The following is a 23,660-nucleotide window of genomic DNA, read 5'->3' as shown; positions in this document are numbered from 1 at the left end:
AAAATTTTCTATTATTAAAGAGATATCTTTTAACAAAACGTAATCGAAAATTTTATGAAACACTTTTAAATTGAGTAATTTAAAAATAATCTCTTAGATATTAAAATTTAAGGAAGAAAAAAATTTTAACTTTTCAACAAGTATTTATGTCAATTACAAAAAAACTTTGGCAGGATAATTATGATATTGCTTTACAAAGTTTAAACACAAAATTTGTTCAAGGTTTAAAGAATGGAAGTCTCCCTAAAAATATATTTCAAGAATATATAGCTCAGGATTATTTCTTTCTAGAGACTTTTGCTAAGGCATATGGTCTTGCAGTGTCTAAATCAAAAGATAAGTATTCAATAAGGAAGTTGAGTGAACTTTTAATGGGAGTTTCAGAAGAATTAATACTTCATGAAGCTTATGCTAAAGAATGGGATATTGATTTATCTAATAACTATATAAAAAAAGCTACTAAAAATTATACAGATTTCCTTGATGATACTTCCCAGAGACTTAGCTCTGTTGAAATAATGTTTGCAATGACTCCATGTATGCGACTTTATTCTTGGATAGGAAAAAGTTTGTATAAGGATGATTTTGACATTACATATAAAGAATGGATAATTACTTACTCTGATGAGAACTTTGAAAATTTAGCAAATTCACTCGAAAATCTCATAGAGACCAATAAAGAAACTTATGATATTAATCAAGCAAAATATTTATACAAAAGAGCAATGGAATTAGAGTTAAATTTTTTTAATGCATATTCAGATTTCTAATTTAAATTTAGAATACTTTTATGATACTTATAATGTCTAGTTTGTTAAACCATGTACTCTAAAATTGCACTTTCAATAGGCGGTAGTGACTCCGGCGGTGGAGCAGGTATTCAGGCTGACTTGAGAACTTTTATGGCCCTTAAAGTACATGGATGTTCTGTTATTACATGTATTACTGCACAAAATAGTAGGGAGGTTTCATGCGTAGAACCAGTCGAGAAGAATACTTTATTAAGTCAGCTAGATACTTTGTTTGCTGATTTTGGTATTGATGCCTTAAAAACTGGAATGTTATTAAATGAAAGAATAATTAATGATACTGCTTCAAAATTAAATAACTATAAAATTACCAAAATTATTGACCCAGTAATGGTTACAAGAACTGGTTCTAAATTGCTGGAAGATTCTGCGATTAATGCTTATAAAAAGCTCTTATTACCAATTGCGGATTTGGTAACTCCAAATATTTATGAAGCAAATCTACTTTCTGGTTTAGAAATAATTAGTGAAGAAGATATCGAAAATTCTGCTAGAAATATTATTGGTCTTGGATCTAAAGCGGTACTTATAAAAGGTGGCGGTTTGAAAGATATGAAAGGGAAGGATTTTTTTCTTGACTCAAATGGTAGAAAAGAGTGGCTCTTTAATAATTTTATTAATACACAAAATACTCATGGTAGCGGCTGTACTTTGAGTGCTGCTATTTGTGGTTACAAAGCTTTAGGTTTGGATCTACTTGATTCTATACAAAAAGCAAAATTGTTTGTTGAGAAATCTTTAGAAAATTCTTATAAAATAGGATCTGGACCTGGTCCCTTAGGCCATCATTAATTATTCATAGAAGTTGAGTTAGAACCACCATTTTCTGTAGGGCTTTTTTAAAAATAAGATTTCTTCTGACTCCCATCCCCCTTCCAACCACTCAAGATGCTCAAGCAATAAAGATTCACTTTCCCTTTTGCTTAATTGCCCAATTCTATTCGCTATACCGTCGAACCTTACTTTCATCAATTCCTCAATCTTGATGTTATTCATAGGTTAAATAATAAATTTTTTCTACTCTTACTCTTATAGATTTTCTTGTCAATGATTTAATTTTATTTTTTTACTAGCAGTTTTTAAATATGTATAAAATACAACTTTTTGGAATAGATAGTAATTAAGACTTATTCACATAGATCTAATTAGAGATTAATTTAAATAAAAATACCCTAACTATGAAGAAAGAAGAAACAGCAAATCAAAAAACAATTTTAAATGTAGGTTATTGTGAAACGACCTCTGAATGGCTAAATAGAATCATTACTGAACTGGCAGATGAAAATAAAAATTTTGTAGATTTGTCAGTTATTTGTGCTTAAGTTTTTAGGAGACTAAATTTCATTTTGATTTAATTTCAGGTTTCTATTCCTTGAAAGATGAATTTTTAAAGATATTTTTGTGTAATGAAGCCTACCCAAAAAAAAGTAGAAATAATTAATCAATTTAATTTATCTCCTCATCCTGAAGGTGGATGGTTTAGAGAGATAGTAAGGAGTAAAAATTCTCTAATAAGGGAAGACGGCCAAATTAGAAACTTTATTACGGGAATTTATTATCTTTTGGAGAGAGATGCAAAAAGTGCCTGGCATAGAGTAAAAAATGCAGATGAAATTTGGATTTATCTAAGAGGTGATCCCCTGAATTTATGGTGCCTTGATAATGATAATAAGTTAATAAGAAATTTAATTTTAGATTCTAATAATCCAGTAGAAATGATTCCATCTGGTTACTGGCAAGCAGCAAAAAGTAAAGGAGAATTTTCTTTGGTGAGTTGTTGTGTTGGTCCTGGATTTGATTTTAAGGATTTTGAATTGCTAAGAAATACAAATCATATTTCTAGATTAGATAAAGCAATTAATGATCTTATGTAAGATATTTTTCGTTTATATTTTTAGAAATTTCCCTTTAGATTTATAGGTCTACTTAATCAATCTATGTGGAATTAATCGAGAATCTATCAGAACTATTGGAATTAAAGATGAATCATGAATCTATCAGAACTATTGGAATTAAAGATGAATCAAGAAAAAATTCATACCTAGTATATGTAAATCAGGTTGATGGATTAAAAGTCATCCTAAATAGGAATTTTGATGAATGGTCGAATTTTGATAGTTGGGAAAGTATTTCAGTTCAGCAATGGATTTTTTCTAGAGCTTTGGAGGTTTTCAGAGGTAAGAAAATTGATATTAAATGCGATTGTTGTGAACATAATGATTTAATCCCAAATGATTTTGAGAGTATTAAAAAAGAAAAATGCTTTGGTAAAAAAAGTTCTTACATCATTAAAAAAGTTTTAGATGAAATTGTATTGGCTCAGGCAAGAAGAGAGAGTGATGGAACATATTCTGCGTAAGATTCATAAATATTTATATAGTGAAAAATCTTTTACTTACCAGTGAAAATTATCAGAAGAACCAATTGTTAAATTTCTTGTGGACATCTTGTGGAACTTAAAGTGTACCGAATCACTGAACTCCTTTTCATCTGAGTAATTCACAAGATCTAATGGGTCGATATTTTCATCGAACCATGCATCATATTCAATATGGTTAGGTTCAGCAAAATAACTCATATCCAATTAATAGCTGCCAAAAAAGATATAAACGGTACATGTGATACCAAAATTTAAATTCTTAATTTATTGATAATCCATATTCTTATCTTGTTCATAAAAATTTGTTGCAAAAAAGATAGGAGAAATATTTATAAATTCATGTTTCTACCTAAAACCATGGTTTCTATCCATCCCTACTTCACAATCAAGGATGGGAAGATGTATCAGTACATAGCTCTTTTAGAAGAAATTTTGGTACTGAAAGAAGCTAATTAACCTAGCTGTCTTTTTTTTTTTTATCACTGCATGCGGGTCGGATAAGATCTATTTGGGAGAGGCATATGAAGTCGGTTCCGCCGCTTTATTTCATCTTAAAAATATGGGATATGTGATTCCCAAGTTTTTTAAAGTGTCAGATATTACTGGGCAGTTCTAGGGCCCCGCCAAGGAGATTAAACTCGTGAAGAAAAAGTAGAAGATATAAAATAACGCTCAAATAAGCTGGACAGTATTGAATAAAAAGTTGATTAGTTTTATGAGAAGGTATAGAAAAAGAAAGATAAAAAGAAGAAAAAAAGAAAGATCAACTAAATTGAAATCCTATCAAGCATCAATACATCTTGAGCTCGGAAGGTATCTCTTATCTCTTCATCTTCGGGATCTTTGTAAGATTCAATTTCAGATTGTATTTTTCTTTTGTAAATTCCTTTGATATAGTCAATTTCTTTTCTCTTTTTGTTCAAAATTGAAAACGGTGATTTTTTTAAGTTCATAACTATCTACTAATAAATAAGATTTGATTAGCTCCAATTTTTATCAGATGCAACAAGACTGTCCAATGTTTGCTGATTCCTGATTTCTTCCTCAAAAAGCTCTTCTTCTGATCGTTCATCAAATTTGTGTTCTTCTTTTAGTGTGGATTTGGTAGACATTTACTCTTGACGATTACAATTATGTTCTAACTAGGTAGACAAGCTATCCGACCAATAAATATGTACGGGTTGAAGTACTCTCATATACGGATAAAGGATCAACGATTTAACTTGAATATGGTTAAAATCCTTTCAAATTTTAATTATTTTTTCCCTTTCAGAATCATCAGCAAAGGCAAAACGATCAGCATAAGACTTCCATCAATTAATAAAAAAGCATTTAAATTCATTTATCCATTCCTTTCGAGGTATTCCAATTAAGAATTATCCCTTTTCTAATTGGTTCTTTTTTCATATCATATATCTCTTTTCTGATTTTTTTGTAGTAATCTGACTCTTCTGGATCATCAGAACCAAGACCATAATTCATGGTTGCGGCCATATATATTCTGTGCATCCGATATGAAGATAGAGGCATTACTGAATCAAAGATTTATAAAATATATCTGAATTTTAGATAAAATGCTGACCTATGAGATCTAAGCTTTATTTTTCAATTGCTCAAGTGCCTTCTTCGGGACTTGAACCGGAGACCTCTTCCTTACCAAGGGAGTGCTCTAGCTCTGAGCTACAAGGGCAATTTAAAAGTGGGCCGGGGTGGACCAGAAGGATTGCCTGAAGCACAGTAATTCTGCAGTGTGCAGAATAAATTTAGACGGTCCATATGTTGCTGTCAAATTATTGCTAGGGAATGCTGGAACTTACCCTAAGTCCACTTAAATCTTGTTCTTATAAATCTGTATCTTTTGATCTTGATATCAGCTGAAGTTCAAAATATATTGTAGAAATTCTAAGTTTAGAAATGACTGAAAGTTGCGAAGCGAAATGGAAACCGACTCAGAATCAGATTGTTGATTTGATCCTTCCCGCATATACAGAAATGGCTAAGAAAAGTGTCGAATATATAGCTAAGTTTCAATGTCCTCCAGGGTATGTGGCGGATATGCTTAGAGATATCGCAGATGCCCTGGAATCTTCTCATCCTGAATCTGAAAGTGATTGTTCATGCTGTTAAATTCTGAGACAATAGATCAACTGAAAAAATAAGACTTTTTTAAAATCCAAAACATGATCAGTTAAATCTACTCTTGTTTAATGTTTTTTTTCTTTGATTAAGTTCGTATCATCAGAAACTCTATAGCTATTTCTTTACTACATACTCCAAAATCGAGATATACAATTGGCTTGATTGATAATCTATTTGAGTTAAGAGGAAAGTAATGATCCTTTTTTTTATGGATAGATATTTAAAAAGTTCAGAAGCATCAAAGTTACTAGGAATCTCATCATCATCACTTTGGGAATTAAAGAGCACAAAGGTATTAGAAGCTGGTAAGCATTGGATATACGTTACTGGTAAACCCAGAAGCAATGTTTTATTTAATATCGATAAAATAAGGCAATGGCAGATCGATATGACTAAATATATAGAAAATCCTGAAAAAGATATAGAGGCATAAACGCAGATATCAAATTTTGAAAATTGATAAAAGATCTAAAATAGAAGCAATCAAATCATCTCATTTATGAAACTTGAATCAATTTCAGTTGTGGGAAAAGATGCTAATCAATCAGGCGTGGGAAAAAAGTTTTTAATAATCTCCATTTTTCTTACAGTACTCTTAAATCTTTCAATTGCAAATTGGTTTTTTATGAATGATATGGGTAGATTTCTAGTCAAATAAAATCCTTATTTATTCCAGTAATAGTTTCTATAGGAATTATTTATGGCGGAGGATTATTTCGGTTGGTTTGGCATTACTAAATGAATCTATGCCGTCTTAATCCCAGTCAAAACTTTTAAAAACAGGACTCTTTTGTTTTTGAAAATTGTTTTAAAATAAAATTCTATAATTTCATCATAATTTTGTATCCCTTTTTAGCTGAGATAAGCCACCCTATACAATGCTTTTTAATTTCAGAAGAAGTGCCAAGTATTTCGATAATTTTAAAAGAACGAAGATCAAATGGATTAAAAGGATCAATCTCGTCAAAGAGCAATCTTAAGGGTAATTTTTATACCCATAGACCAATTAAAGATAAACCTACAAGCTGGAGCTTTGAAAACGGAGTAACCAAATTAAATGGTGAAGCGATACTTCTTAAAGATGGGAAAATATGGCACCCATATCAAACAAAAATTAAATCACATGAAGTGAACATGGTTTTATTTTCAGGTTTATCCTCAAAATTATCAAGAATTACTAATAACGTAGATTTACTGAAGGCTGCCTCTGGTTTTTTCAGAATTGGGAATGGGTGTTATGGAGGAAGAATAAATAAAGTTTAGCTTTTCTCAACTTTTGGAATTTTTTATTCAAACAAATTCATTGATTACTTTGAAGGATATAATATTTATCTTTTAGAAGTTCATATTTTCTTCCTATCTTGAAAATAAATCTTATTAGTTATTTTAAAATTTTAAATAAAAGATGTTTGAAGCTCTTGTTTACCTGTTAATTGGGAAAAAACAATATTTTCAAAGAGAAAATTAAAAATGGAATCATCCAAAGAAATAATTCTGATTGCTTTGGGATTACTGATTGTAATCTTCGCAGGAACATTAGCACTAAGGCTTGGGATAAGCTTAAGGGAATAAATTTTGATAAATTTCAAATCATTATTTCCGCTAGTCATAGGTTTTTCATTTTGGATATATGGAAACATCCTTTTAGTAAAGAAACTACAAATTAAAAAACCTGAGATAAACAAATCAAAAAAACTAATTGACACATTTATGGATCAAGATTTGAAAGATAAAAATAAAAATGAGAAAAAAGATTTGATCAATGTAGTCAACAATAAGGAGAGGGTTCACTTGAATTCTCTTATCACAAAAAACATCTCACTTTTCACAAAAAATCCGAACTATAAAATGTTAGCTTGGCTTATTGTCCAGCTAACCATTTTTTCCTTATTTGTCCTTTCAGTAAATATATTTAAAAATAATCTTATACCTTATTTTAATGCTTGAAATTTAATTAATTGAATAGAGAAATGAATTTATTTTGATTTTTTAAGAACTAAGAACGAAAAGGGAGTGCTCTACTGCTGAGCTAAAAGGGCAATCTTTAAAGTGGGCAGGGTTGGAATGGATAGGATTGCCTGCAGCACAAGAATTCTGAAGTGTGCAGAATAAAGCTAAATGTAATTAAAGTGACTGTCAAATTATTTCTAGGGAGTGATGTTTATTGCACAAAGTCCATTTTTTTATTGAATATGGATAAAGTTTTTCAGGTAACAATGATCTAAAAAATTGTGCTTTTTAAAACCTCATTTTAGGGATCGTCCGCGGAAATAAAAATATCTGTGTAGTATTAACTGGTCTTAATAATTTCTTAATATTTGATGGTAATAGCAATGACGAAGGGCTACAGCGAGCAGACCGCTGGGGCTAAGCTTTGTATTGATCTTGCAAGTGACTGGGCAGGTGAATGCATCGCAGATTTAAAGATTGAAGATAATTTATTCCTCATGGATTATGGCGCGGCCGATGGGGGAACCGCTTCTGAATTCTGGGGAAAGATAATAAAGGATATTCAAGAAAGAACAACAACAACACAGATCTCGCTCATCGGAAATGATCTTTATTCAAATGATAATGAGGCTCTTATAAACAATCTTTCACTCCATTCTTCCGGTCAAGAATCAGTCTCTACCCTTATGTGTGCCGGTAGTTTTTATGATCAGCTTGTCCCTAATGGTTTCATTGATTTCGGTTTCTCTGCCACGGCTATGCACTGGCTTAACAAGAAGGTGGAAACTCTTGATGATCATACCCATGTACTTGCTTCAGACAACAACAGAGCAAGAAACGATTTTCTTGAACAGGCATTGTTCGACTGGAATCAGATTCTTGAAATGAGGAGCAGAGAGCTTAAAGTCGGAGGTAAATTACTTACTGTAAATTTATCCAGAGACTACGAAGATAGATATCTCGGAAATAATGGAGGAAAAACTTTAAATGTTCATGATCAGATTCATTCAATCTGGAAGGAATTGTGCGATGAAAATCTTATTACCGAAATTGAATATAAAAATGGCACAATTCAGAATTTCTATAAGTCTCCTGAAGAATTTACATCACCTTTAACTAATGAAGATTCTGCCGCTTATAAAAATGGATTGAGACTTTTAAAGGAAAGAACAGTTTATGTGGATTGTCCTTACAAGGGAAAGTGGAGGAAAACTCAAAATACTGAGGAATTCTCCATTGGCTTGATGGAGACCATTCGTAGTTGGAGCAAACACAGTTTCGCGGCTGCTTTGGATGAGAATAACTCAAGAAATGTAAATCCCGTTGATATACTTTTTGATCGATTAACTAGCCGAATAAAATCTGATCCTGAAAGTTGGAGTCTTGATTACGTGGAGCATCACCTGATGATGGAGAAAGTTTAATGGTTAATTTACAGACTCAATTAAAAAGTGAGGTAGGTGTCCTTGCTGAATACATAAGTGATGAATTATCAGTTTTCATAGTTGCTGAAAATAAACCTGACGATCACCCTGCCAATGGAGGTTTAAGGCTTCTTAATTATGAAACTGATATGGAATGTCTTCAGGATGGGTTCAAACTTGCGAATCTTATGAAGAGTAAACATGATCTATATTCCACTGGTTTTTCTGGTGGGAAAGTTGTTGCTAGATCTTCAGATATTTTATCAGTGAAAGAAAAACTTATCTCAGTAACATCTGAACTTCTAGAAAATCTTGAAGGAAGAATGATAACCGGATGTGACTTGAATACTAATGTGAATGATATGGAAAAATTATATAAATTGACTCCTCATGTCCTTGCAGCTGTTAATAGTAATGTTGATGCAAGTACTGCCACTGCGATGGGAGTTATAGGTGCCTTTGAAGCTTTTGAAAAATGTATCCAGTGCGATCTTTCAAATGGTGTTCTGGTTCATGGATGCGGTTCGGTTGGCAGTACAGTCGCTTATGAATTAATTAAAAGAGATATAAAAACTTATGTTGTTGATATTGATTTAGAAAAAACTGATATTGAGGGTGCTATTTCCCTTGGAAATGACGAAAATTGGTACAGGAAGAATTTTGATGTGATTCTCCCCTGCTCAATCTCGGGATTAATAAATAAAAATATTTCTCAGTTTCTTTTAAATTCTAAAGCTATTATTTCAGCTGCAAATGCTCCTTTTGAAAATGATAAGATTGCTCAAAAGTTGAGAGATTCAAATGTTTTTATACTTCCTGATCCTCTTGTTAATGCAGGAGCAGTAATAGCTGATTCAATTGAAAGATATGCGCCGGTTAAATGGTCTAAAACATCACCTCAAAAGGTATATGATTTTGTAAAGAATGAAGTAAAGAAAAAATGTATTTCTTACCTAGCTCTTGAGCAGAGTGGATTAGCTTCTCAGGAAATTTTAGAATTAATAAAAAATGAAAAGCAGGATATCATAGGAGAGTCATTTTAAATTAATGAATAATATTAATATCCCTGAACATCTTGATGTGGCCATTATCGGCGGAGGTATGGCAGGCCTAAGTGCAGCAGCATCACTAAGTCAAATGGGAGTAAAAAATGTAGCTGTTTTTGAATCTGAAAAACTTGCTCATTGCGATGGTAGTAGTTTTGGAGAGTCCAGAATGTATAGAGAAATGTATTCTGATCCTGTGTTATGCAAACTTGCTAAAGAGTCAAATAAATTATGGGCTGGGCAGGAATTAGTATCAAAATATCCTCTCAGAAAAGAACATGGATTATTGTTTTATGGTGAATCCTGGGACGAAGAAACCATAGAAGGTTCCATACCTGGTGCTCAGAAAGTTATGGATGAGCAAAATATACCTTATGAGTTTTTAACATCTGAAAAGATTTCTGAAAGATTTCCTATAAAACCCAAAGACCATTTTGTAGGACTTTTTGAACCAAGTGCAGGAGCAATATTAAGTGATAAAGCGATTGAAAATTGGATTCAAATCATAAGAAATAATGGTAATCAGATTTACGAAGGTTGCAGAATTAAAAGAATAGACGACAAAAATAATTCTCTTGAAATAATAGGAAATCAATCTGTAAATTTTGATCAATTAATAGTTGCATCTGGAATGTGGACTAATGAATTATTGGAACCAATAGGTTTAATACAAGATTTAAAAATTTGGCCGATGCTCTGGGCTCATTATCTAGTTGATGAGGATTTCATAAATAGTTATCCGCAATGGTTCTGCTTCCAGAAATCAAGAGGAGATGATGGTGGTTTGTATTATGGTTTCCCCGTCTTAAGTAGAAATAAAAATAATGTTCCCAGAATAAAAGTTGGAATTGATTGGACACCTCCAGAATTAATTGGTGGTGATGAGGATGCTATGAAAAAACCTTTTATGGAACCTCTAATAAAAATGCTTGATGATTTTATGATTAATAATTTTGATGGTGTAATAAGTTGTGATGAAACTTTTGTCAGTCCATATACAATGACAAATGATGTTAATTTTATTCTCGATAAACCTAAATCAAATATCACTGTTTTTTCAGGTGGATCTGGCCAGTCATTTAAATTTGCACCATTAATTGGTAAATGTCTTGCGGAAAAAGCATTAAATAAAAATTGTAGTTTTGATATAAGCTGCTGGGAATTTGATAGATTTCTTACTACAAAATAATGACCCTTTTGTGTAATTAATCACATTATTTTCTTGGAAAGTGCAATGAATTTATTTGATCATTTTTTCAAAAATTGGAACAAAAGAGAAGAAGTTATTTCTGAAGATCCTCTTGAAAATTCCAATGATCTCTGGGCCGATTCTGTGACAACAGGTTGGGAATATACTTGTAATTTATCATTGACAACTCCAAGAATTTGTATAGAAAAAGATGGTTTTATTACGAAAGATACATCAGTAAAACCAGAATTAATAGGTGAACCAAATAACCTTGGAAAAGATGGAGATCCCTCTGGAAATTTTGGATATTGGATAAGGAGGCATGGACATGAAGAGGAATTTGAAGAATTGGCAAATATTTCTCAAAATATGATTTATGCAAGACCTTCTGATATTGGAAGAATTCCACCCAAATCAAAATTAGAAGATGATTTTAAAAGCTTTTTAGTTGATTTTAGAACAATTGTTGAATCCAATATTTCTATAGAAAAAAAATTATTTATGATAAATGATGAACTAAGTATTAAATCAGAAGCTTATAAAGACATTTATAAAAAGTTGGTTTTAGAGAAAAGATTTCCTGATTCTTTCTTTAGAAATATTTTGTGCGAACTAAATGGAGTTACTAAAAATACTGCTTTAATATTATGGGAATCTGGATATCTTACTAAAGAACAAGTTCTTAATGCACCTTATAGTGAATTAATAGAGATTAAGGGGCTTGGAAAAAGTTTGATTTCAAAAATTAAAAATTAAAATAATGAATACATGCAACTCTGCTAATTCAAAATCTCTGGGAAAACTTCTCAAAACATACGACTTAACGCCAAAAAATAAACAAAAAGTAATAATTTCTGCTCAAAGAAAAACAGCAACTTGGGTAGGTCTTCATAGACTTGCAAGAAAGCTAGAATTCATACAATCATTTAAAGATCAGAAAAATTAAATTTATGGAAGAACAAAAAGATAAGCTTGAAAAGATTTATCAAAAATTAAACGAAGAAGAAGATACTGTTTTAAAAAAATGGTATGAATCAATAATTCCTAAAATAATATTATTATTTCCTTCAGTAGCCTTTGCCTTAACTTTCTTAAAAGTAAATACTGATAAATCAATTTTAGATTTAATTATTTTTATCGCAGTTGGAGGTTTATTAGTTGCAGGAGGTATTTTTTTAAATTACTTTTTATCAAAGGGTAAATAAAGTGTTTTACAGTAGTTTATATAATATGAGTGCTATGGTTAATCAAAATTCCCAGCTTCATTTGTTGATTTAAGATACTTCCTTTCAATTAGATTTCTTATAATTCCCAAACCGAATATTAATATCACGCTTACGATAAATACAATTAAATATTCTCGTTGAAGTGATGGGACTTCTCCATCTAAAATTTTTTTTATATTGAAATTCTGGTTTTGTAATTCTCTAAATCCATTTCCAGTGGCAACAAATGGTAAATCTGAAAGAAGAGCACTAACAATTAAAGCTAAAAGAAATTTTCTAAACCTTAATTTAGTAAGCCCAACTCCATAACTTACAAAATCAAACCAACCCGTCATTAAAAAACCAGTTAGAAGAAATAAGTTTTTCTCAAGATATTTTTTGGATAGATTTTCAAATTTATCTAAATATTTTTTAGACATAATTCGTTGAAGTATTTTCCTCCCAAATTTTCTTGATAAAGAAAAACTAATTGAGCATGCCACTAAATCTGCAATAAAACTTAGAAGTAATCCATTTACTAATCCAAAAAGATATCCAGAAATTAATAAACAATAAGTTCCCGGTAAGATAGGAATAACGATACTCGTAAATCTTAAAAGTAAAATTAATAAAATTCCCCAGTTTCCTGATAAAGCTTCAACCACAAAAATCAATCTATATCTGAATAATATATTTACAATAAATGTTTTTAGTTGAAGAAGAAATCAAAAGTTAATACAAAAAGTAAAATAGCTCTATTTCCAATGTACTTGTTTCCACCATTGTCTTACTTTTGAAGACGTGCAATACCAGTTTTTTCCAAAAATACCCCCATGTACTGTTTCAGGAAGAATTATTTTCTGGGATCCTTTTAAAAGAGATGATGATAAAGGTACTAAACCGTCGCCAATAGAATTTTTATCTCCAGAAATTGATTTATATGATCCTTTCGCAATAATTTTAGTTATTAGAGATGTTTGTTTAGATTTAATTTCAACTTCACCTCCAACAGTAACGTAATTTATATTTTTAAAAAAATTGCCTGGGTATTTTTCATCTACAAATTTTCTTAATGCAGTCGCTTTTACTGCCTGATGCGGGCTACCTAATGTAATTAAATTTTTGGTATGAGATTTACCATTAAATATCTCATTATTAAAAGGTTCCTCAGATAGATAAAGTCTCAACATTACGCCACCGGAACTATGACCAATAAAATCTATTTTTCTAGATTTATTTTCTTTTAGTGCAAAATTAACTGTATCTCTAACTTTATTTAGAATATCTACCCAGCCTTTTTCAGAATTGCTTTTGAACCAATCTTTTCTAGTAACATCTACCACATATACTTTTCTTTTGAAAACATTTTCAATTATGTTTTTAGCTTCATCATAAGCTTCTTTGGTAATGAGAAAACCACCAAGAATAATTATTGGATTATTAATTTTTTTAATTATTATCTATAAAAAATATACTCTCGCTTAAATGATTAGCAGAAAAATATTTAGATTGAAACATTTTTTGAATATAAAAAAGCTAGATATCCTTTTCCCAAAAAAGATAAAGATTTGAAAATTGATTCTTAGTATCTACAACTGCTGTACTGGTTGAAATTAATTTCCAGCCTGCTTCATTTCTTATTTTCATTATTGCAGCTATTTCATTTTCTTGTCTTTTAGTATTGGCATTTCCTACCGCGTAATAAATATCAATATCATTTTGAGAGTTTGCCATTTTAGATTTTTTTCAAGTTTTTTATAAAGTTAATAATATGCAATCTTGCATCAATCCCCAAATTTTTTAGATAGGGTGATGTAAATATTTTTTTTTATGATTTTACCCACTCCTCAAATAGCTATTGGTTTATTGCTTATAAGTATTGGAATTGTAGTTTCTTTTGATATTAGATTTGATCCTTTAAAAAATAAAAAGTAAATAATTAAAATTTGATTTATATTAACTCAGAAATATGATGTAGAAATATGTTCTTTTTACTATTGCTTTCAATTTTTACTTTTATATCAGCTTTAGGCACCTTCATTATTGAGAAATACAGCTTTAGTAATGCTCCTTTTCTTCAAAATATTAATTCTGAAAAACCTATAGATACGAGTCTTACAATAATTATCCCTGTTTATAATGAGGAATTAAATATTGCCAAGTGCTTAAAATCATTAAGTGAAATTAAAAGACCCAGTATCAATTTTAAAATATTGGTAGTAGATGATTTAAGTACTGACAAAACCTTTTTAAAAGCAAAAAACTTAAAAGAAGAAATATTTAAAAATTCAAAAGAATTGGAAATCATTTCATCAGGAAAAAGACCTGAAGATAAAAATTGGGTTGGTAAAAATTGGCCTTGTTCTGTAGGTTCTAAGAAGATAAATTCTGAATGGATACTTTTTATTGATGCAGATGTAATTTTAGGAAAAAATTGTATTTATAATGCTCTATTTAAAGCATGCGAAGATAATATTGATTTATTATCTCTAGCTCCAAAAGTTAATTGCAATTGCTTGGCAGAGTGGATGGTACAGCCTATTATGACTAGCTTATTAATGATAGGTTTCCCCATCTCTGATACAAACGATAGTAGAAATAATACATCATTTGCAGCTGGCCCTTTTATGCTTTTTAAGAAAGAATCCTATGAATTGATTGGCGGACATGAAGGGACTTTTGATGAAGTAGTTGAAGATATAGCTCTGGCCAAAAAGATCAAAAATAGAAATTTAAAATTAAATTTTTTAATAGCTATTAAAGATATTTCATTAAATATGTATCAGGATTTAAATTCCCTAATTGAGGGATGGAGTAAAAACTGGTTTGTAGGTTTAGAGAAAGATCTCTTCAGATCAATTTCAGGATCAATATTTGTATTTTTAAATTTTAGTCTTCCTTGGGTATTATTTTTTACCTCTTCAATTATTTTATTTAATAATTATTCTTTAAAAATTTTATGCACAACTTTATTTTCTTCTCTGGCTTTATGCACTTATCTTTTTAAAAGAATTTGGTTAAAAGCGAAATATGAAATCCCATTAAATTATTGGTATTTAAATGGCATAGGAGGGATAATTGTATTTTATATAAGTCTGCTTTCGATTTATAAAACATATACTGGAGTTGGTTGGACCTGGAAGGGAAGAAATTTATCTAAAGGTTAATTACTTTTTTAAATTAATTGCTTTTAAAAAGAGAAATAAAATTATAAAACCGCCCAAAAGTCAATATCTAAATATCACAGGATTTTGATATCTTTGACACCTCTTTTTTAATTTTTATTTATTAAGTTATCTAAAACTTATAAGACATTGGAAATTACTTTAGTTGGAATTGGTTTACTAATTGGATTAGTCCTAAGTTGGATTATGGGACTTTCGGGTGGAGATGTTTTTATATGGATTTTCTGCTTATATTTTGGATTACAAGTTGGGCAATTAATTTTTTCAGACGATAGTAACGATGATGATGATGATTTTGGTGGAGGTATTTTAACTCCAGCTTTTCAAGGTAATTAATTCAGAACTAGTCCACGTTCAGCTCACTTTTGTTTATACTTGCTTTTGAAATTTTGATAATAGTTCTTAATCTAAATAATCTTTGGATAAGAAAGATTCTTTTTAAAGGAGTAAATTTTTATCTTAATAAGGATATTTTGTTACATCAATAAAGTTTGAATTAATTTAAGATTTTAAATATTTTTCATTTATGAGCGAATATGAATAAGCACAATAATAACGCCTTATCAATGTGTAAATATATATTAGATTCAATGATTTATAGACAAAAATTTCTTGGGGAAGAAGAAAATTTAAAAAACAAATTAGCATTAATTGAGGAGTATAGAGAATGGATAACTGAGGGGATTTTTGAAAGTAATGCTCTTTATCTAATTGATAAAAGATAATTAATATTTAGAAATCAAATTATGAAAAATACTAAATCTCAATTAATTAAAACTTTAGAATTATCAATTAATTATTCTCTTAAAAAGAAAAAATAATTTAGAAAAAAATAACTTTTATTAAAGTTAATTAGTTTAAAACTAAACCACCATCAACTACTAAATTTTGACCAGTGACTGCCCTCGACCAAGGGGAAGCAAAAAATAATACAGCATCCGAAAAGTCTTCTGTAGTGGTAACTTTTCTTAAGGGTGTAATACTGGAAATATATTCAAAAACACTATCTGGAGTACCTTTGCTAGCATCAGTGACCTTTAATAAGCCTCCTGAAACCATATTTACTGTGATATTAAATTGCCCTAGATCTATCGCTGCAGTTCTTGTAAGTGATAATAATCCTCCTTTGGCTGCAGTGTAATCATGGTAGGGAATTACTGGATTTTGAAATAAATTAGTCCCTATAGTTATCACTCTTCCAAAAGAATTATTTTTCATATTTGGGGTAAAAATATTCAGCAAATTTAGAAGTCCTTTTTGAGTAGTTTCAATTTGGTTTTGAAAATCTTGCCACTCTATAGTGTCTATTTTTTTTCTTTGATCACCATTAAAAATAAAGTCATTTATTGCATTATGGATAATTGTATCTACTCCAATATTTTGACTTTCTAATTCCTTTTGCATTTTAGAAACTTGATTTTTTTCTCTAATATCTCCTTTTATCAAAATTGCATTTTCTCCTAATGCGTCAGATAAATTTTTAGCGCTTTCATATGAATTTCTATAGTTGATTATTACTTTCGCGCCCTCTCTATGAAACGATTTTGCTATTTCGGAACCTAATCCTCTCCCTGCACCTGTTATTAAAACGGTCTGTTTTTCTATTGGTAAGTTCATAATGTTTTGGACAGTTTCTAAACTGCTTTTAATTAATATTTGATTCTAGAGGAAAATACAGATATTAAATATAAAATTTTTTACATCTCACTTTTATTTATACTCACTTTTTAAATTTTGATAATAATTCATTATCTAGATAATCTATGGATAAGAAAGATTCTTTTTGAATTAAAAAGTCATGATAGATCTTAAGAGAAATAGTAAAAAGGAACCTGTAAAAGCAACTGGATTAAAAGCGAGAGCATCTTCGTCTTACTCTCCTAATCAGAAAGATGATTTTAAAATAAGTAGAGGCAGGTTTTCCAATTTTTTAACCTGTAAAAGATGTTTTTACCTGGATAGAGTAAAAGGTTTAGACCCACCAGGAACACCTGGATGGACTTTAAATGAAACTACTGATTTGCTGTTAAAAAAAGAATTTGATTATTGCCGAGAAAGACAAATTCCACATAGATTATTTATCGACAATGATTTAAGTCATCTAGTTCCTTTCGATCATCCTGAGATAGATGATTGGCGTAATTCACTCCACAAAGGATTGATGCTTCGCCATAAGCATACAAACATAATCTTGACTGGAGGAGTTGATGATATTTGGCAGCATAAGATTACTAAGCAATTAATAGTTGTTGATTACAAATCTCAGGCAAAACTTGGAAGAGTAGATAAACAAGATTATCTTGATGATCCATATCATGAAGGATATAAAATCCAGATGGATTTCTATGCATATCTTCTTAAAGGGATGGGATTTGATGTTCATAAAACATCTTATTTTTTAGTTTGTAATGCAAAAAGAGATGATGAAGAATTTAATAAAAGAATGAATTTTGACGAATATTTAGTTCCTTACGATTGGAATATTGATTGGATTGAAGAAGAAATAGATTCAATGGTTTCTTTGATGAATAAGGACCAGATCCCGGAACCAAATCTATCCTGTAAAAATTGTGCTTATTCCGAGCAATATGCAAAGTTGGTCTGTAATCCTGTAAAAGTTGATAATACAGAGATCCAGGGCAATCTTTTTTAGTCCATTTTTTACAAATACCATTATTTATAAGGGATGTTTTTATTGATTCACAGTCGATCTACAATAAGGGCCAATTAGCTTCTTTTTTTCTTAAAATTCAATTACCAATTATTTAAATTCATGAGATCTCTTTTATTCTTAACTTTATTTTTTGGTTTCTCAGGACCAGCCATTGCAGATTCAGAAGTATTTAAAATAGACGTATCAGCAGAGAGTTATCGCAACTATATCCTAAGTGGAACTGATAGAAATGGATCTGTAAGAGGAGAAGATCCTACAGTTACAGTGAATAAAGGAGATACAATTATTTTTGATGTTGATGCATCGCGTCATCCGTTCTATATAAAGACTAAATTTTCTCGTGGAGGAGGTGATCAGGTCACCACAGGGATAATTTCTGGAACTCCTGGAACGCAAAATGGAAAAATATCATGGAATACGAAGGGCGTTTCATCAGGGAAATATTATTATGTATGCTCTCCGCATGCATCTTTCGGAATGGGTGGGACAATTATTGTTGAATAAATGATGTCCACTTCCACTTAATTTCTTTCTGCGATAGTGGTAATCTCACTGATACCAAGCTATCCCGCGAGTGCCCTCGTCGGGACTTGAACCCGAGACCTCTCCCTTACCAAGGGAGTGCTCTACCGCTGAGCTACAAGGGCATTTTAAAAGTGGGCCGGGTTGGATTTGAACCAACGTAGGCAGAGCCAGCGGATTTACAGTCCGCCCCCTTTAACCACTCGGGCACCGACCCCCACTATTTGAACTTATCAGTTAATGGACACTTTGTGTGAAATTGTTTTGGTTTTTTTGTTTCTTTCTAGATAGCATTTGTAAAGAAAAGACTTTATTGATGATGAATATTTTATTGATAAATGGACCCAATCTAAATCTTTTGGGCACTAGAGAACCAGAAATATACGGAAATAAAACACTGACTGATATCGAACAAGACTTAACAAAAGCTGCAGAGAGTAAAAAAATTCTTCTTGAATGTTTTCAAAGCAATCATGAAGGTGAAATAGTTGATAAAATTCATGATTCTGTTGAAAGGATCCAAGGAATTCTTATAAACGCGGGTGCATTTACTCATACCTCAATTTCTATTCGTGATGCTTTAATTGGATCAAAAATTCCATTTGTAGAGTTACATATTTCAAATATTTTTAGTAGAGAAGACTTTCGTAAAGAATCTTTCCTTACAGATAAAGCTATAGGAATAATTAGCGGCTTCGGTATTTCAAGTTACTCCCTAGCTCTTGAAGGAATCATTGGCTATTTAAGTAGTAAAGATTAAATGCTAGTCGATTTTAAAAGGCCTTCTTCACATATTAAATATTTATCCTCATTAACATCAGATGAGTGGATCAAACTTGCATTATCTAATCCAATAGATATTCTTATTGACCACGCTCATTGTGAAAGGAAAGCAGCAGGAGTAGCTATTCAATTAATGTTTAGATATCCTTCAGAACCGAATCTGGCAGAAGTTCTAAGTCCAATAGCAAGAGAGGAATTAGAGCATTTTGAAAAAATACTTTATTTTTTAAAGGATCTTGGACATTCTCTTGAGTCCTTAAAACCGCCTCCATATGGAGCTAAATTGTCCAAGAATATAAGAAAGGAAGAGCCCAATAGAATGCTTGATAGTTTCTTAATAGCAGGACTTATTGAAGCAAGAAGTCATGAAAGATTAAGCTTGCTTGCGTTGAATTCTGAAGAAAAATCGTTTAAATCTCTTTATGAGTCTCTTCTTGAGAGTGAGGCAAGACATTTTGGAGTTTACTGGAAACTAGCGCAAATTAAATTCTCTAAAAGTCAAACTTTCAAAAGGTTAGAGGAATTGTCTGAAATTGAATCAGCAATATTAGCTGAAACTTTTATGATGCCGAGGGTACATAGCTAAATTTAATAAAATAAAAATGATAAGAAACAGGTTCGTAAGTTTAATTAATCGATATAAAACTGATTTACCAACATTCACCATCGTTGGTGTAGGCCCTGGTGATCCATCACTTTTAACAATTGCAGCTGTGGATGCAATAAGAAAAGCGAAAGTTATAGTTTTTCCAATATCAGATGATAATAAAAAGAGTTTTGCTGCAGAAATAGTCAAGAAATACACCAAATTTAAAAAAAATATACCTATCATCTTTCCAATGGCTAGGAAGGATTTTGATCCTGATGAAATATGGTCTAATGCTGTGGAAAAAATAGTGAAATTTATACAAAATGGAGAATCAGTTGTTTTACTTTGCCTTGGAGATACTTCACTATTTGCAAGTTCTTCTAATATTTTGAGGTTAATAAAAAATCATCATTCTGAAATTATTACCAAAACCATACCTGGTATTTCTTCGATTTCAGCAGCTGCAGCTTTGAATGATTTTGATTTGGTAAAAAAAGGAGAGACATTGATCATCAAAGAATGCCCCTCTTCTAAAGCAGAATTAACATCACTAATTAGGGAAAGTAAGGCAAATAAAACGGTATTGGCAATTATGAAAGTTGGCAAAAGATGGAATTTAGTCAGGGAAATTTTAAAAAAAGAGGATATCATCAATACATCATTAATAGCTTTAAGTGTTGGGATGCCTGATCAAATTATTCAATATGCATCACAATATAAAAAGGAATTAATGCCTTATTTTTCTTTAATTTTGATAAGGTTCGATTAATGTATAAAAAAGAAAAATTAGTTGAAAATCAATTTACATGGCCAATATGTAAGGATCTATTATTTCTTGCTCTCGAAGATAGGGTTAGTGATACTTTTGTTTGTGAATTGGTTTGGGAGAGACTTTTTTATACTAAAGAACTATCTATAAATGAATGGGCCTTTAGCGAATTAACTCCTTCTTATTGGTCAGAAAAATTTGAAAAAGCTCCTCAAATCATTTCAGAGCGACCAGCCTCAGTACATTTGACTCGATCAATACCAAAATACTATAAACAAGGATTAAAAAATTTTCTTAATTTTAAAGGTTATAAGATTAATGAACTCTATCCAAGAAGAACTAGAAGAGCAACGGCAGTAAATTGGTTGATTTATTGGGCGATTGAAAATGATTGTTTTTCAAAAGATAGAGGACTGTTGCCAAGTCCTAGTTCACCACCTGTAAATCCAGTTAAAGGACATTTTGGTGATCCAGAAATTAAATAAGATTTTTTGAAAAAGGTAAATGATTCTATTAAAGGTATAGTTGTAATGGATACTACTTTCTTTGGAGAGAAGAATTGATTCTTCCTACAATAGCAATTATCGGAAGACCTAACGTTGGGAAATCTACCTTAGTTAATCGTCTTTGCCAAAGTAATGATGCAATAGTATTTGATAGACCTGGTGTTACAAGAGATAGAACTTATCAAAATGCTTCATGGGGAGGTAAGGAATTTCAAATAGTTGATACTGGAGGTTTAGTTTTTGATGATGATAGTGAATTACTCCCAGAGATAAGGACACAAGTCTTCTTGGCCCTAGAAGAGGCTTCACTAGCGTTACTGGTAGTAGATGGTAATCAAGGCGTTACTGATGGCGATTTATCAATAGCAAAATGGTTAAGAAACTCAAGCTGCAAAACCATTGTTGCTGTTAATAAATGCGAATCGACCACTCTTGGAATCTCTTTGGCTTCGGAGTTCTGGAAATTAGGATTGGGCGAACCTAACCCTGTTTCGGCTATTCATGGTTCAGGTACTGGAGATCTTTTAGATCTCGTTATTGGGGAACTTCCTGAGAATAATATCCAAGATGATGAAGAAAAGATTATGATGTCAATTATAGGAAGGCCTAATGTTGGTAAATCTAGTTTGTTAAATTCAATCTGTGGAGAAAAAAGAGCAATAGTTAGTGATATTAGTGGCACGACAACTGATTCAATAGACACGCTTATTAAAAAAGGTGATAATCATTGGAAAATTATTGATACTGCAGGAATTAGAAGAAAGAAAAATGTTAAATACGGTACTGAATTCTTTGGAATTAATAGGGCTTTTAAATCTATAGATAGAAGTGATGTTTGTGTTTTAGTTATAGACGCTATAGATGGAGTAACTGATCAAGACCAGAAGCTGGCTGGGCGCATAGAAGAACAAGGCAGAGCTTGCATAATTGTAGTTAATAAATGGGATCTTGTAGAAAAAAATAGTTCAACAATTTATCAATTAGAAAAAGAACTTAGATCTAAACTTTATTTTTTACACTGGTCAAAAATGATTTTTATATCTGCTCTAACTGGTCAAAGAGTTGAGAATATTTTTGAGCATGCGCTTAATGCTGTAAATCAACATAGAAGAAGAGTTACCACATCTGTTGTTAATGAAGTGCTTAAAGAATCAATTAGTTGGAAAAGTCCTCCAACGAAAAGAAGCGGTAAGCAAGGTAGGCTTTATTACGGTACTCAAGTAAAGAACAAACCTCCCACTTTTACTCTTTTTGTAAATGATCCTAAATTATTCGGAATAACTTATAGAAGATATATTGAAAAACAAATAAGAGTCAATTTAGGCTTTGAAGGCACACCTCTCATTTTACTTTGGAGAGGAAAACAGCATAGAGCCTTAAATAAAGAAGTAGAAAAGGAAAATATAGAGTTAATTCAAAAAGACATATGAATTTACTCACCAAATTTTCAATTGGTCAATACGTTTATGGCAATAGAAGTTGGTTAAGAATTATAGATAGTCGATTAAAAATAATTATAGTAATGATATTTTTAATCACTCCAATTTGGGCAGGTCCAATATGGAGATCGAGTCTAGTAGTTTGTTTACTATTAATTACTTTTTTGAGTTTATTGCCATCTAGGGTATGGTGGCGATCATTATTTTTTCTCTCATGTTTGTCACTATTAATTGGATGTATATCAATACTTGCCTCGTCTGATATTCAATCTCTTGATGGCTACTTAAGAAATCCCAATGAGTTGCAAGTAGTAATGGAAAGCCATAAAGAATGGAATATTTTGCAAATTCCTTCGCAGAAGATATTGTTTATTAATTTTGGTCCCTACAACTTATCACGAAAAGCATTTGAACTAGGAATAAAAACCTCCACCTTGATATTTACTGTTATACATAGTGTAAATTTGATGCTATTAACTACATCACAAGAGGATATTGTATGGGGATTAAGTTGGTTTATGTATCCATTAAGAAAGATTGGATTACCTGTTAGTAAATGGCTTTTTCAGTTATTAATTGCATTACGTTTTATTCCTTTAGTACAAGAAGAATTTCAGAATATGATTAAATCAGTATCAGTTAGATCAATAAATTTTCGCAATTTAGGCTTTAAGAAATCCTTCAATGTCTTTTTAATTCTGGTTGAAAGGTTATTTCAAAATATATTTCTGAGAATTGATCAAGGAGCAGAATCATTGCTCTCAAAGAAAGAAATTATTATAAAAACAAATAGATTTAGAACTTTTAATTCTTCGAAACCTCTCAATGTAATTGTTAATACATTATCGATTTGTTTTATTTGCATAGCAATTTTTCTTAGAAAACTGTATGGTGCATTATAAATAACACAATATTTAAGTTTGACTTCTGAGCGTTATTTAAACCATCCAACATTTGGTATGTTGTACCAAGTCTCTCCAGGTAATGATGGAAGGGATATTTATGCCACTTTATATGCTCAAAAAATGTTTTTTTTAGTTGAAGTTAGACT

38 protein-coding genes and 2 tRNA genes are annotated in these 23,660 nt (G+C 30.9%); 28 read left to right on the top strand and 12 right to left on the bottom strand.

The window, feature by feature from the left end; genetic code table 11:
* Positions 1-146: 146 nt before the first annotated feature.
* Together EU95_RS05730 and thiD are read left to right on the top strand one after the other, a co-directional pair.
* Positions 147-770 carry a TenA family protein gene (locus EU95_RS05730; RefSeq protein ID WP_032521881.1) on the top strand — a complete coding sequence of 208 codons (624 nt, stop codon included), beginning with the start codon at positions 147-149 and terminating at the stop codon, positions 768-770.
* 51 nt (positions 771-821) lie between these two features.
* Positions 822-1,601 carry a bifunctional hydroxymethylpyrimidine kinase/phosphomethylpyrimidine kinase gene (gene thiD, locus EU95_RS05735; protein WP_032521880.1) on the top strand — a complete coding sequence of 260 codons (780 nt, stop codon included), beginning with the start codon at positions 822-824 and terminating at the stop codon, positions 1,599-1,601.
* Between the two features lie 18 nt (positions 1,602-1,619).
* Here the strand turns inward: thiD and EU95_RS09625 are convergent, their stop codons facing one another.
* Positions 1,620-1,805, bottom strand: coding sequence for a hypothetical protein (locus tag EU95_RS09625; protein ID WP_158462201.1), 186 nt, complete (start codon positions 1,803-1,805; stop codon positions 1,620-1,622).
* Positions 1,806-1,987: 182 nt separating this feature from the next.
* Here EU95_RS09625 and EU95_RS09840 point away from each other — a divergent pair, with 182 nt between their 5' ends.
* From EU95_RS09840 to EU95_RS05745, 3 genes are all read left to right on the top strand, one after another.
* The gene (locus EU95_RS09840; protein ID WP_193742456.1) at positions 1,988-2,131 is read left to right on the top strand and encodes a hypothetical protein; all 144 of its coding nucleotides are present in this window, start codon (positions 1,988-1,990) and stop codon (positions 2,129-2,131) included.
* Between the two features lie 84 nt (positions 2,132-2,215).
* The gene (locus EU95_RS05740) at positions 2,216-2,683 is read left to right on the top strand and encodes a cupin domain-containing protein (protein ID WP_032521879.1); all 468 of its coding nucleotides are present in this window, start codon (positions 2,216-2,218) and stop codon (positions 2,681-2,683) included.
* A gap of 107 nt (positions 2,684-2,790) precedes the next feature.
* Positions 2,791-3,168 carry a hypothetical protein gene (locus EU95_RS05745; RefSeq protein ID WP_032521924.1) on the top strand — a complete coding sequence of 126 codons (378 nt, stop codon included), beginning with the start codon at positions 2,791-2,793 and terminating at the stop codon, positions 3,166-3,168.
* Positions 3,169-3,204: 36 nt separating this feature from the next.
* Here the strand turns inward: EU95_RS05745 and EU95_RS09405 are convergent, their stop codons facing one another.
* The 4 genes from EU95_RS09405 to EU95_RS05755 form a co-directional block, all read right to left on the bottom strand.
* Positions 3,205-3,387, bottom strand: coding sequence for a hypothetical protein (locus EU95_RS09405; protein ID WP_025952387.1), 183 nt, complete (start codon positions 3,385-3,387; stop codon positions 3,205-3,207).
* 569 nt (positions 3,388-3,956) lie between these two features.
* The gene (locus tag EU95_RS05750) at positions 3,957-4,142 is read right to left on the bottom strand and encodes a hypothetical protein (protein ID WP_032521878.1); all 186 of its coding nucleotides are present in this window, start codon (positions 4,140-4,142) and stop codon (positions 3,957-3,959) included.
* 27 nt (positions 4,143-4,169) lie between these two features.
* Positions 4,170-4,301, bottom strand: a complete 132-nt coding sequence (locus EU95_RS10255; RefSeq protein ID WP_275040490.1) for a hypothetical protein — start codon at positions 4,299-4,301, stop codon at positions 4,170-4,172.
* A 226-nt stretch (positions 4,302-4,527) separates the two neighbouring features.
* Positions 4,528-4,719 carry a hypothetical protein gene (locus tag EU95_RS05755; protein ID WP_032521877.1) on the bottom strand — a complete coding sequence of 64 codons (192 nt, stop codon included), beginning with the start codon at positions 4,717-4,719 and terminating at the stop codon, positions 4,528-4,530.
* Positions 4,720-4,898: 179 nt separating this feature from the next.
* Between EU95_RS05755 and EU95_RS10250 the strand changes: the two genes are divergently transcribed.
* The 5 genes from EU95_RS10250 to EU95_RS05765 all read left to right on the top strand — a co-directional run bounded on the left by EU95_RS10250 (position 4,899) and on the right by EU95_RS05765 (position 6,591).
* Positions 4,899-5,021 carry a hypothetical protein gene (locus EU95_RS10250; protein WP_275040488.1) on the top strand — a complete coding sequence of 41 codons (123 nt, stop codon included), beginning with the start codon at positions 4,899-4,901 and terminating at the stop codon, positions 5,019-5,021.
* A gap of 82 nt (positions 5,022-5,103) precedes the next feature.
* Positions 5,104-5,316 carry a hypothetical protein gene (locus EU95_RS05760; RefSeq protein ID WP_032521875.1) on the top strand — a complete coding sequence of 71 codons (213 nt, stop codon included), beginning with the start codon at positions 5,104-5,106 and terminating at the stop codon, positions 5,314-5,316.
* 205 nt (positions 5,317-5,521) lie between these two features.
* Positions 5,522-5,761, top strand: a complete 240-nt coding sequence (locus EU95_RS0108835; RefSeq protein WP_241466712.1) for a hypothetical protein — start codon at positions 5,522-5,524, stop codon at positions 5,759-5,761.
* A gap of 66 nt (positions 5,762-5,827) precedes the next feature.
* Positions 5,828-5,986 (top strand): hypothetical protein, encoded by a 159-nt coding sequence (locus EU95_RS09835; RefSeq protein WP_193742455.1) that lies wholly within the window; start codon positions 5,828-5,830, stop codon positions 5,984-5,986.
* Between the two features lie 182 nt (positions 5,987-6,168).
* Entirely contained in the window at positions 6,169-6,591 is a 423-nt protein-coding gene (locus EU95_RS05765) for a hypothetical protein (RefSeq protein WP_241466711.1), read from the top strand.
* 131 nt (positions 6,592-6,722) lie between these two features.
* On the opposite strand, the gene EU95_RS09830 is transcribed toward EU95_RS05765, so the two are convergent.
* On the bottom strand, positions 6,723-6,968 hold the full coding sequence (locus EU95_RS09830; protein WP_193742453.1) for a hypothetical protein: 246 nt from the start codon (positions 6,966-6,968) through the stop codon (positions 6,723-6,725).
* A 681-nt stretch (positions 6,969-7,649) separates the two neighbouring features.
* Here EU95_RS09830 and EU95_RS05775 point away from each other — a divergent pair.
* From EU95_RS05775 to EU95_RS05800, 6 genes are read left to right on the top strand one after another with little or no spacing between them, the layout of a single operon-like run.
* Positions 7,650-8,702, top strand: coding sequence for an SAM-dependent methyltransferase (locus EU95_RS05775; RefSeq protein WP_032521871.1), 1,053 nt, complete (start codon positions 7,650-7,652; stop codon positions 8,700-8,702).
* A complete protein-coding gene (locus tag EU95_RS05780; protein ID WP_032521870.1) occupies positions 8,702-9,745 on the top strand; it encodes a glutamate dehydrogenase in 1,044 nt (347 codons plus the stop codon). The genes EU95_RS05775 and EU95_RS05780 overlap by 1 nt, the downstream gene beginning before the upstream one ends.
* A gap of 4 nt (positions 9,746-9,749) precedes the next feature.
* Positions 9,750-10,937, top strand: a complete 1,188-nt coding sequence (locus tag EU95_RS05785) for an FAD-dependent oxidoreductase (RefSeq protein WP_032521869.1) — start codon at positions 9,750-9,752, stop codon at positions 10,935-10,937.
* 45 nt (positions 10,938-10,982) lie between these two features.
* On the top strand, positions 10,983-11,693 hold the full coding sequence (locus tag EU95_RS05790; protein ID WP_032521867.1) for a helix-hairpin-helix domain-containing protein: 711 nt from the start codon (positions 10,983-10,985) through the stop codon (positions 11,691-11,693).
* Positions 11,694-11,697: 4 nt separating this feature from the next.
* Positions 11,698-11,883 carry a hypothetical protein gene (locus EU95_RS05795; RefSeq protein ID WP_032521866.1) on the top strand — a complete coding sequence of 62 codons (186 nt, stop codon included), beginning with the start codon at positions 11,698-11,700 and terminating at the stop codon, positions 11,881-11,883.
* 4 nt (positions 11,884-11,887) lie between these two features.
* A complete protein-coding gene (locus EU95_RS05800; RefSeq protein WP_032521865.1) occupies positions 11,888-12,142 on the top strand; it encodes a hypothetical protein in 255 nt (84 codons plus the stop codon).
* 38 nt (positions 12,143-12,180) lie between these two features.
* Here the strand turns inward: EU95_RS05800 and EU95_RS05805 are convergent, their stop codons facing one another.
* The 3 genes from EU95_RS05805 to EU95_RS05815 all read right to left on the bottom strand — a co-directional run bounded on the left by EU95_RS05805 (position 12,181) and on the right by EU95_RS05815 (position 13,876).
* Positions 12,181-12,807 carry a TVP38/TMEM64 family protein gene (locus tag EU95_RS05805; RefSeq protein WP_032521864.1) on the bottom strand — a complete coding sequence of 209 codons (627 nt, stop codon included), beginning with the start codon at positions 12,805-12,807 and terminating at the stop codon, positions 12,181-12,183.
* A gap of 90 nt (positions 12,808-12,897) precedes the next feature.
* Positions 12,898-13,569 carry a lipase family alpha/beta hydrolase gene (locus EU95_RS05810; RefSeq protein ID WP_275040492.1) on the bottom strand — a complete coding sequence of 224 codons (672 nt, stop codon included), beginning with the start codon at positions 13,567-13,569 and terminating at the stop codon, positions 12,898-12,900.
* Between the two features lie 109 nt (positions 13,570-13,678).
* A complete protein-coding gene (locus tag EU95_RS05815) occupies positions 13,679-13,876 on the bottom strand; it encodes a hypothetical protein (protein ID WP_032521862.1) in 198 nt (65 codons plus the stop codon).
* A gap of 263 nt (positions 13,877-14,139) precedes the next feature.
* On the opposite strand from EU95_RS05815, the gene EU95_RS05820 reads away from it, so the two are divergent.
* From EU95_RS05820 to EU95_RS05830, 3 genes are all read left to right on the top strand, one after another.
* A complete protein-coding gene (locus tag EU95_RS05820; protein WP_241466710.1) occupies positions 14,140-15,309 on the top strand; it encodes a glycosyltransferase in 1,170 nt (389 codons plus the stop codon).
* A gap of 147 nt (positions 15,310-15,456) precedes the next feature.
* Positions 15,457-15,663: a hypothetical protein gene (locus EU95_RS05825; protein ID WP_032521860.1), complete on the top strand. Its 207-nt coding sequence runs from the start codon at positions 15,457-15,459 to the stop codon at positions 15,661-15,663.
* A 200-nt stretch (positions 15,664-15,863) separates the two neighbouring features.
* On the top strand, positions 15,864-16,052 hold the full coding sequence (locus EU95_RS05830; RefSeq protein ID WP_032521859.1) for a hypothetical protein: 189 nt from the start codon (positions 15,864-15,866) through the stop codon (positions 16,050-16,052).
* A gap of 127 nt (positions 16,053-16,179) precedes the next feature.
* On the opposite strand, the gene EU95_RS05835 is transcribed toward EU95_RS05830, so the two are convergent.
* A complete protein-coding gene (locus EU95_RS05835; protein ID WP_032521857.1) occupies positions 16,180-16,944 on the bottom strand; it encodes a 3-oxoacyl-ACP reductase in 765 nt (254 codons plus the stop codon).
* 181 nt (positions 16,945-17,125) lie between these two features.
* Here EU95_RS05835 and EU95_RS05840 point away from each other — a divergent pair, with 181 nt between their 5' ends.
* Positions 17,126-17,980: a PD-(D/E)XK nuclease family protein gene (locus EU95_RS05840; protein WP_032521855.1), complete on the top strand. Its 855-nt coding sequence runs from the start codon at positions 17,126-17,128 to the stop codon at positions 17,978-17,980.
* A gap of 120 nt (positions 17,981-18,100) precedes the next feature.
* Complete coding sequence (locus tag EU95_RS05845) at positions 18,101-18,505, top strand: cupredoxin domain-containing protein (protein WP_032521854.1); 405 nt, start codon at positions 18,101-18,103, stop codon at positions 18,503-18,505.
* Between the two features lie 71 nt (positions 18,506-18,576).
* Here the strand turns inward: EU95_RS05845 and EU95_RS05850 are convergent.
* A tRNA-Thr gene (locus EU95_RS05850) sits at positions 18,577-18,648 on the bottom strand.
* Between the two features lie 10 nt (positions 18,649-18,658).
* Positions 18,659-18,740: transfer RNA gene (locus EU95_RS05855), tRNA-Tyr, on the bottom strand.
* 99 nt (positions 18,741-18,839) lie between these two features.
* Here EU95_RS05855 and aroQ point away from each other — a divergent pair.
* The 7 genes from aroQ to EU95_RS09615 all read left to right on the top strand — a co-directional run.
* Positions 18,840-19,283: a type II 3-dehydroquinate dehydratase gene (gene aroQ / locus EU95_RS05860; RefSeq protein ID WP_193742452.1), complete on the top strand. Its 444-nt coding sequence runs from the start codon at positions 18,840-18,842 to the stop codon at positions 19,281-19,283.
* Positions 19,284-19,892, top strand: a complete 609-nt coding sequence (locus EU95_RS05865; protein WP_032521852.1) for a tRNA-(ms[2]io[6]A)-hydroxylase — start codon at positions 19,284-19,286, stop codon at positions 19,890-19,892.
* 16 nt (positions 19,893-19,908) lie between these two features.
* Complete coding sequence (gene cobI / locus EU95_RS05870; RefSeq protein WP_032521850.1) at positions 19,909-20,664, top strand: precorrin-2 C(20)-methyltransferase; 756 nt, start codon at positions 19,909-19,911, stop codon at positions 20,662-20,664.
* Complete coding sequence (locus EU95_RS05875) at positions 20,664-21,149, top strand: DUF1823 family protein (protein WP_032521848.1); 486 nt, start codon at positions 20,664-20,666, stop codon at positions 21,147-21,149. Before cobI ends, EU95_RS05875 begins: the two co-directional genes overlap by 1 nt.
* Positions 21,150-21,223: 74 nt before the next feature.
* Positions 21,224-22,600 (top strand): ribosome biogenesis GTPase Der, encoded by a 1,377-nt coding sequence (gene der / locus EU95_RS05880; protein ID WP_032521847.1) that lies wholly within the window; start codon positions 21,224-21,226, stop codon positions 22,598-22,600.
* Positions 22,597-23,511, top strand: coding sequence for an energy-coupling factor transporter transmembrane component T family protein (locus EU95_RS05885; RefSeq protein ID WP_032521846.1), 915 nt, complete (start codon positions 22,597-22,599; stop codon positions 23,509-23,511). Before der ends, EU95_RS05885 begins: the two co-directional genes overlap by 4 nt.
* An 18-nt stretch (positions 23,512-23,529) precedes the next feature.
* On the top strand, positions 23,530-23,660 hold a 131-nt coding region (locus EU95_RS09615), incomplete at its 3' end, for a PII-interacting protein PipX family protein (protein ID WP_158462199.1).

Source organism: Prochlorococcus marinus str. MIT 9201 (assembly GCF_000759955.1).
Taxonomy (GTDB): domain Bacteria; phylum Cyanobacteriota; class Cyanobacteriia; order PCC-6307; family Cyanobiaceae; genus Prochlorococcus_A; species Prochlorococcus_A marinus_G.
The sequence above is the reverse complement of the archived record's forward strand: the minus strand, read 5'-3'. Positions and strand labels throughout refer to the sequence as shown.

Bases quoted from the DNA above. Each gene is read 5' to 3' on its own strand.
- EU95_RS05730 (WP_032521881.1), top strand. From the start codon at position 147: ATGTCAATTACAAAAAAACTTTGGCAGGATAATTATGATATTGCTTTA.
- thiD (WP_032521880.1), top strand. From the start codon at position 822: ATGTACTCTAAAATTGCACTTTCAATAGGCGGTAGTGACTCCGGCGGT.
- EU95_RS09625 (WP_158462201.1), bottom strand. From the start codon at position 1,805: ATGAATAACATCAAGATTGAGGAATTGATGAAAGTAAGGTTCGACGGT.
- EU95_RS09840 (WP_193742456.1), top strand. From the start codon at position 1,988: ATGAAGAAAGAAGAAACAGCAAATCAAAAAACAATTTTAAATGTAGGT.
- EU95_RS05740 (WP_032521879.1), top strand. From the start codon at position 2,216: ATGAAGCCTACCCAAAAAAAAGTAGAAATAATTAATCAATTTAATTTA.
- EU95_RS05745 (WP_032521924.1), top strand. From the start codon at position 2,791: ATGAATCATGAATCTATCAGAACTATTGGAATTAAAGATGAATCAAGA.
- EU95_RS09405 (WP_025952387.1), bottom strand. From the start codon at position 3,387: ATGAGTTATTTTGCTGAACCTAACCATATTGAATATGATGCATGGTTC.
- EU95_RS05750 (WP_032521878.1), bottom strand. From the start codon at position 4,142: ATGAACTTAAAAAAATCACCGTTTTCAATTTTGAACAAAAAGAGAAAA.
- EU95_RS10255 (WP_275040490.1), bottom strand. From the start codon at position 4,301: ATGTCTACCAAATCCACACTAAAAGAAGAACACAAATTTGATGAACGA.
- EU95_RS05755 (WP_032521877.1), bottom strand. From the start codon at position 4,719: ATGCCTCTATCTTCATATCGGATGCACAGAATATATATGGCCGCAACC.
- EU95_RS05760 (WP_032521875.1), top strand. From the start codon at position 5,104: ATGACTGAAAGTTGCGAAGCGAAATGGAAACCGACTCAGAATCAGATT.
- EU95_RS0108835 (WP_241466712.1), top strand. From the start codon at position 5,522: ATGATCCTTTTTTTTATGGATAGATATTTAAAAAGTTCAGAAGCATCA.
- EU95_RS09835 (WP_193742455.1), top strand. From the start codon at position 5,828: ATGAAACTTGAATCAATTTCAGTTGTGGGAAAAGATGCTAATCAATCA.
- EU95_RS09830 (WP_193742453.1), bottom strand. From the start codon at position 6,968: ATGTTTCCATATATCCAAAATGAAAAACCTATGACTAGCGGAAATAAT.
- EU95_RS05775 (WP_032521871.1), top strand. From the start codon at position 7,650: ATGGTAATAGCAATGACGAAGGGCTACAGCGAGCAGACCGCTGGGGCT.
- EU95_RS05780 (WP_032521870.1), top strand. From the start codon at position 8,702: ATGGTTAATTTACAGACTCAATTAAAAAGTGAGGTAGGTGTCCTTGCT.
- EU95_RS05785 (WP_032521869.1), top strand. From the start codon at position 9,750: ATGAATAATATTAATATCCCTGAACATCTTGATGTGGCCATTATCGGC.
- EU95_RS05790 (WP_032521867.1), top strand. From the start codon at position 10,983: ATGAATTTATTTGATCATTTTTTCAAAAATTGGAACAAAAGAGAAGAA.
- EU95_RS05795 (WP_032521866.1), top strand. From the start codon at position 11,698: ATGAATACATGCAACTCTGCTAATTCAAAATCTCTGGGAAAACTTCTC.
- EU95_RS05800 (WP_032521865.1), top strand. From the start codon at position 11,888: ATGGAAGAACAAAAAGATAAGCTTGAAAAGATTTATCAAAAATTAAAC.
- EU95_RS05815 (WP_032521862.1), bottom strand. From the start codon at position 13,876: ATGGCAAACTCTCAAAATGATATTGATATTTATTACGCGGTAGGAAAT.
- EU95_RS05830 (WP_032521859.1), top strand. From the start codon at position 15,864: ATGAATAAGCACAATAATAACGCCTTATCAATGTGTAAATATATATTA.
- EU95_RS05835 (WP_032521857.1), bottom strand. From the start codon at position 16,944: ATGAACTTACCAATAGAAAAACAGACCGTTTTAATAACAGGTGCAGGG.
- EU95_RS05840 (WP_032521855.1), top strand. From the start codon at position 17,126: ATGATAGATCTTAAGAGAAATAGTAAAAAGGAACCTGTAAAAGCAACT.
- EU95_RS05845 (WP_032521854.1), top strand. From the start codon at position 18,101: ATGAGATCTCTTTTATTCTTAACTTTATTTTTTGGTTTCTCAGGACCA.
- aroQ (WP_193742452.1), top strand. From the start codon at position 18,840: ATGATGAATATTTTATTGATAAATGGACCCAATCTAAATCTTTTGGGC.
- EU95_RS05865 (WP_032521852.1), top strand. From the start codon at position 19,284: ATGCTAGTCGATTTTAAAAGGCCTTCTTCACATATTAAATATTTATCC.
- cobI (WP_032521850.1), top strand. From the start codon at position 19,909: ATGATAAGAAACAGGTTCGTAAGTTTAATTAATCGATATAAAACTGAT.
- EU95_RS05875 (WP_032521848.1), top strand. From the start codon at position 20,664: ATGTATAAAAAAGAAAAATTAGTTGAAAATCAATTTACATGGCCAATA.
- EU95_RS05885 (WP_032521846.1), top strand. From the start codon at position 22,597: ATGAATTTACTCACCAAATTTTCAATTGGTCAATACGTTTATGGCAAT.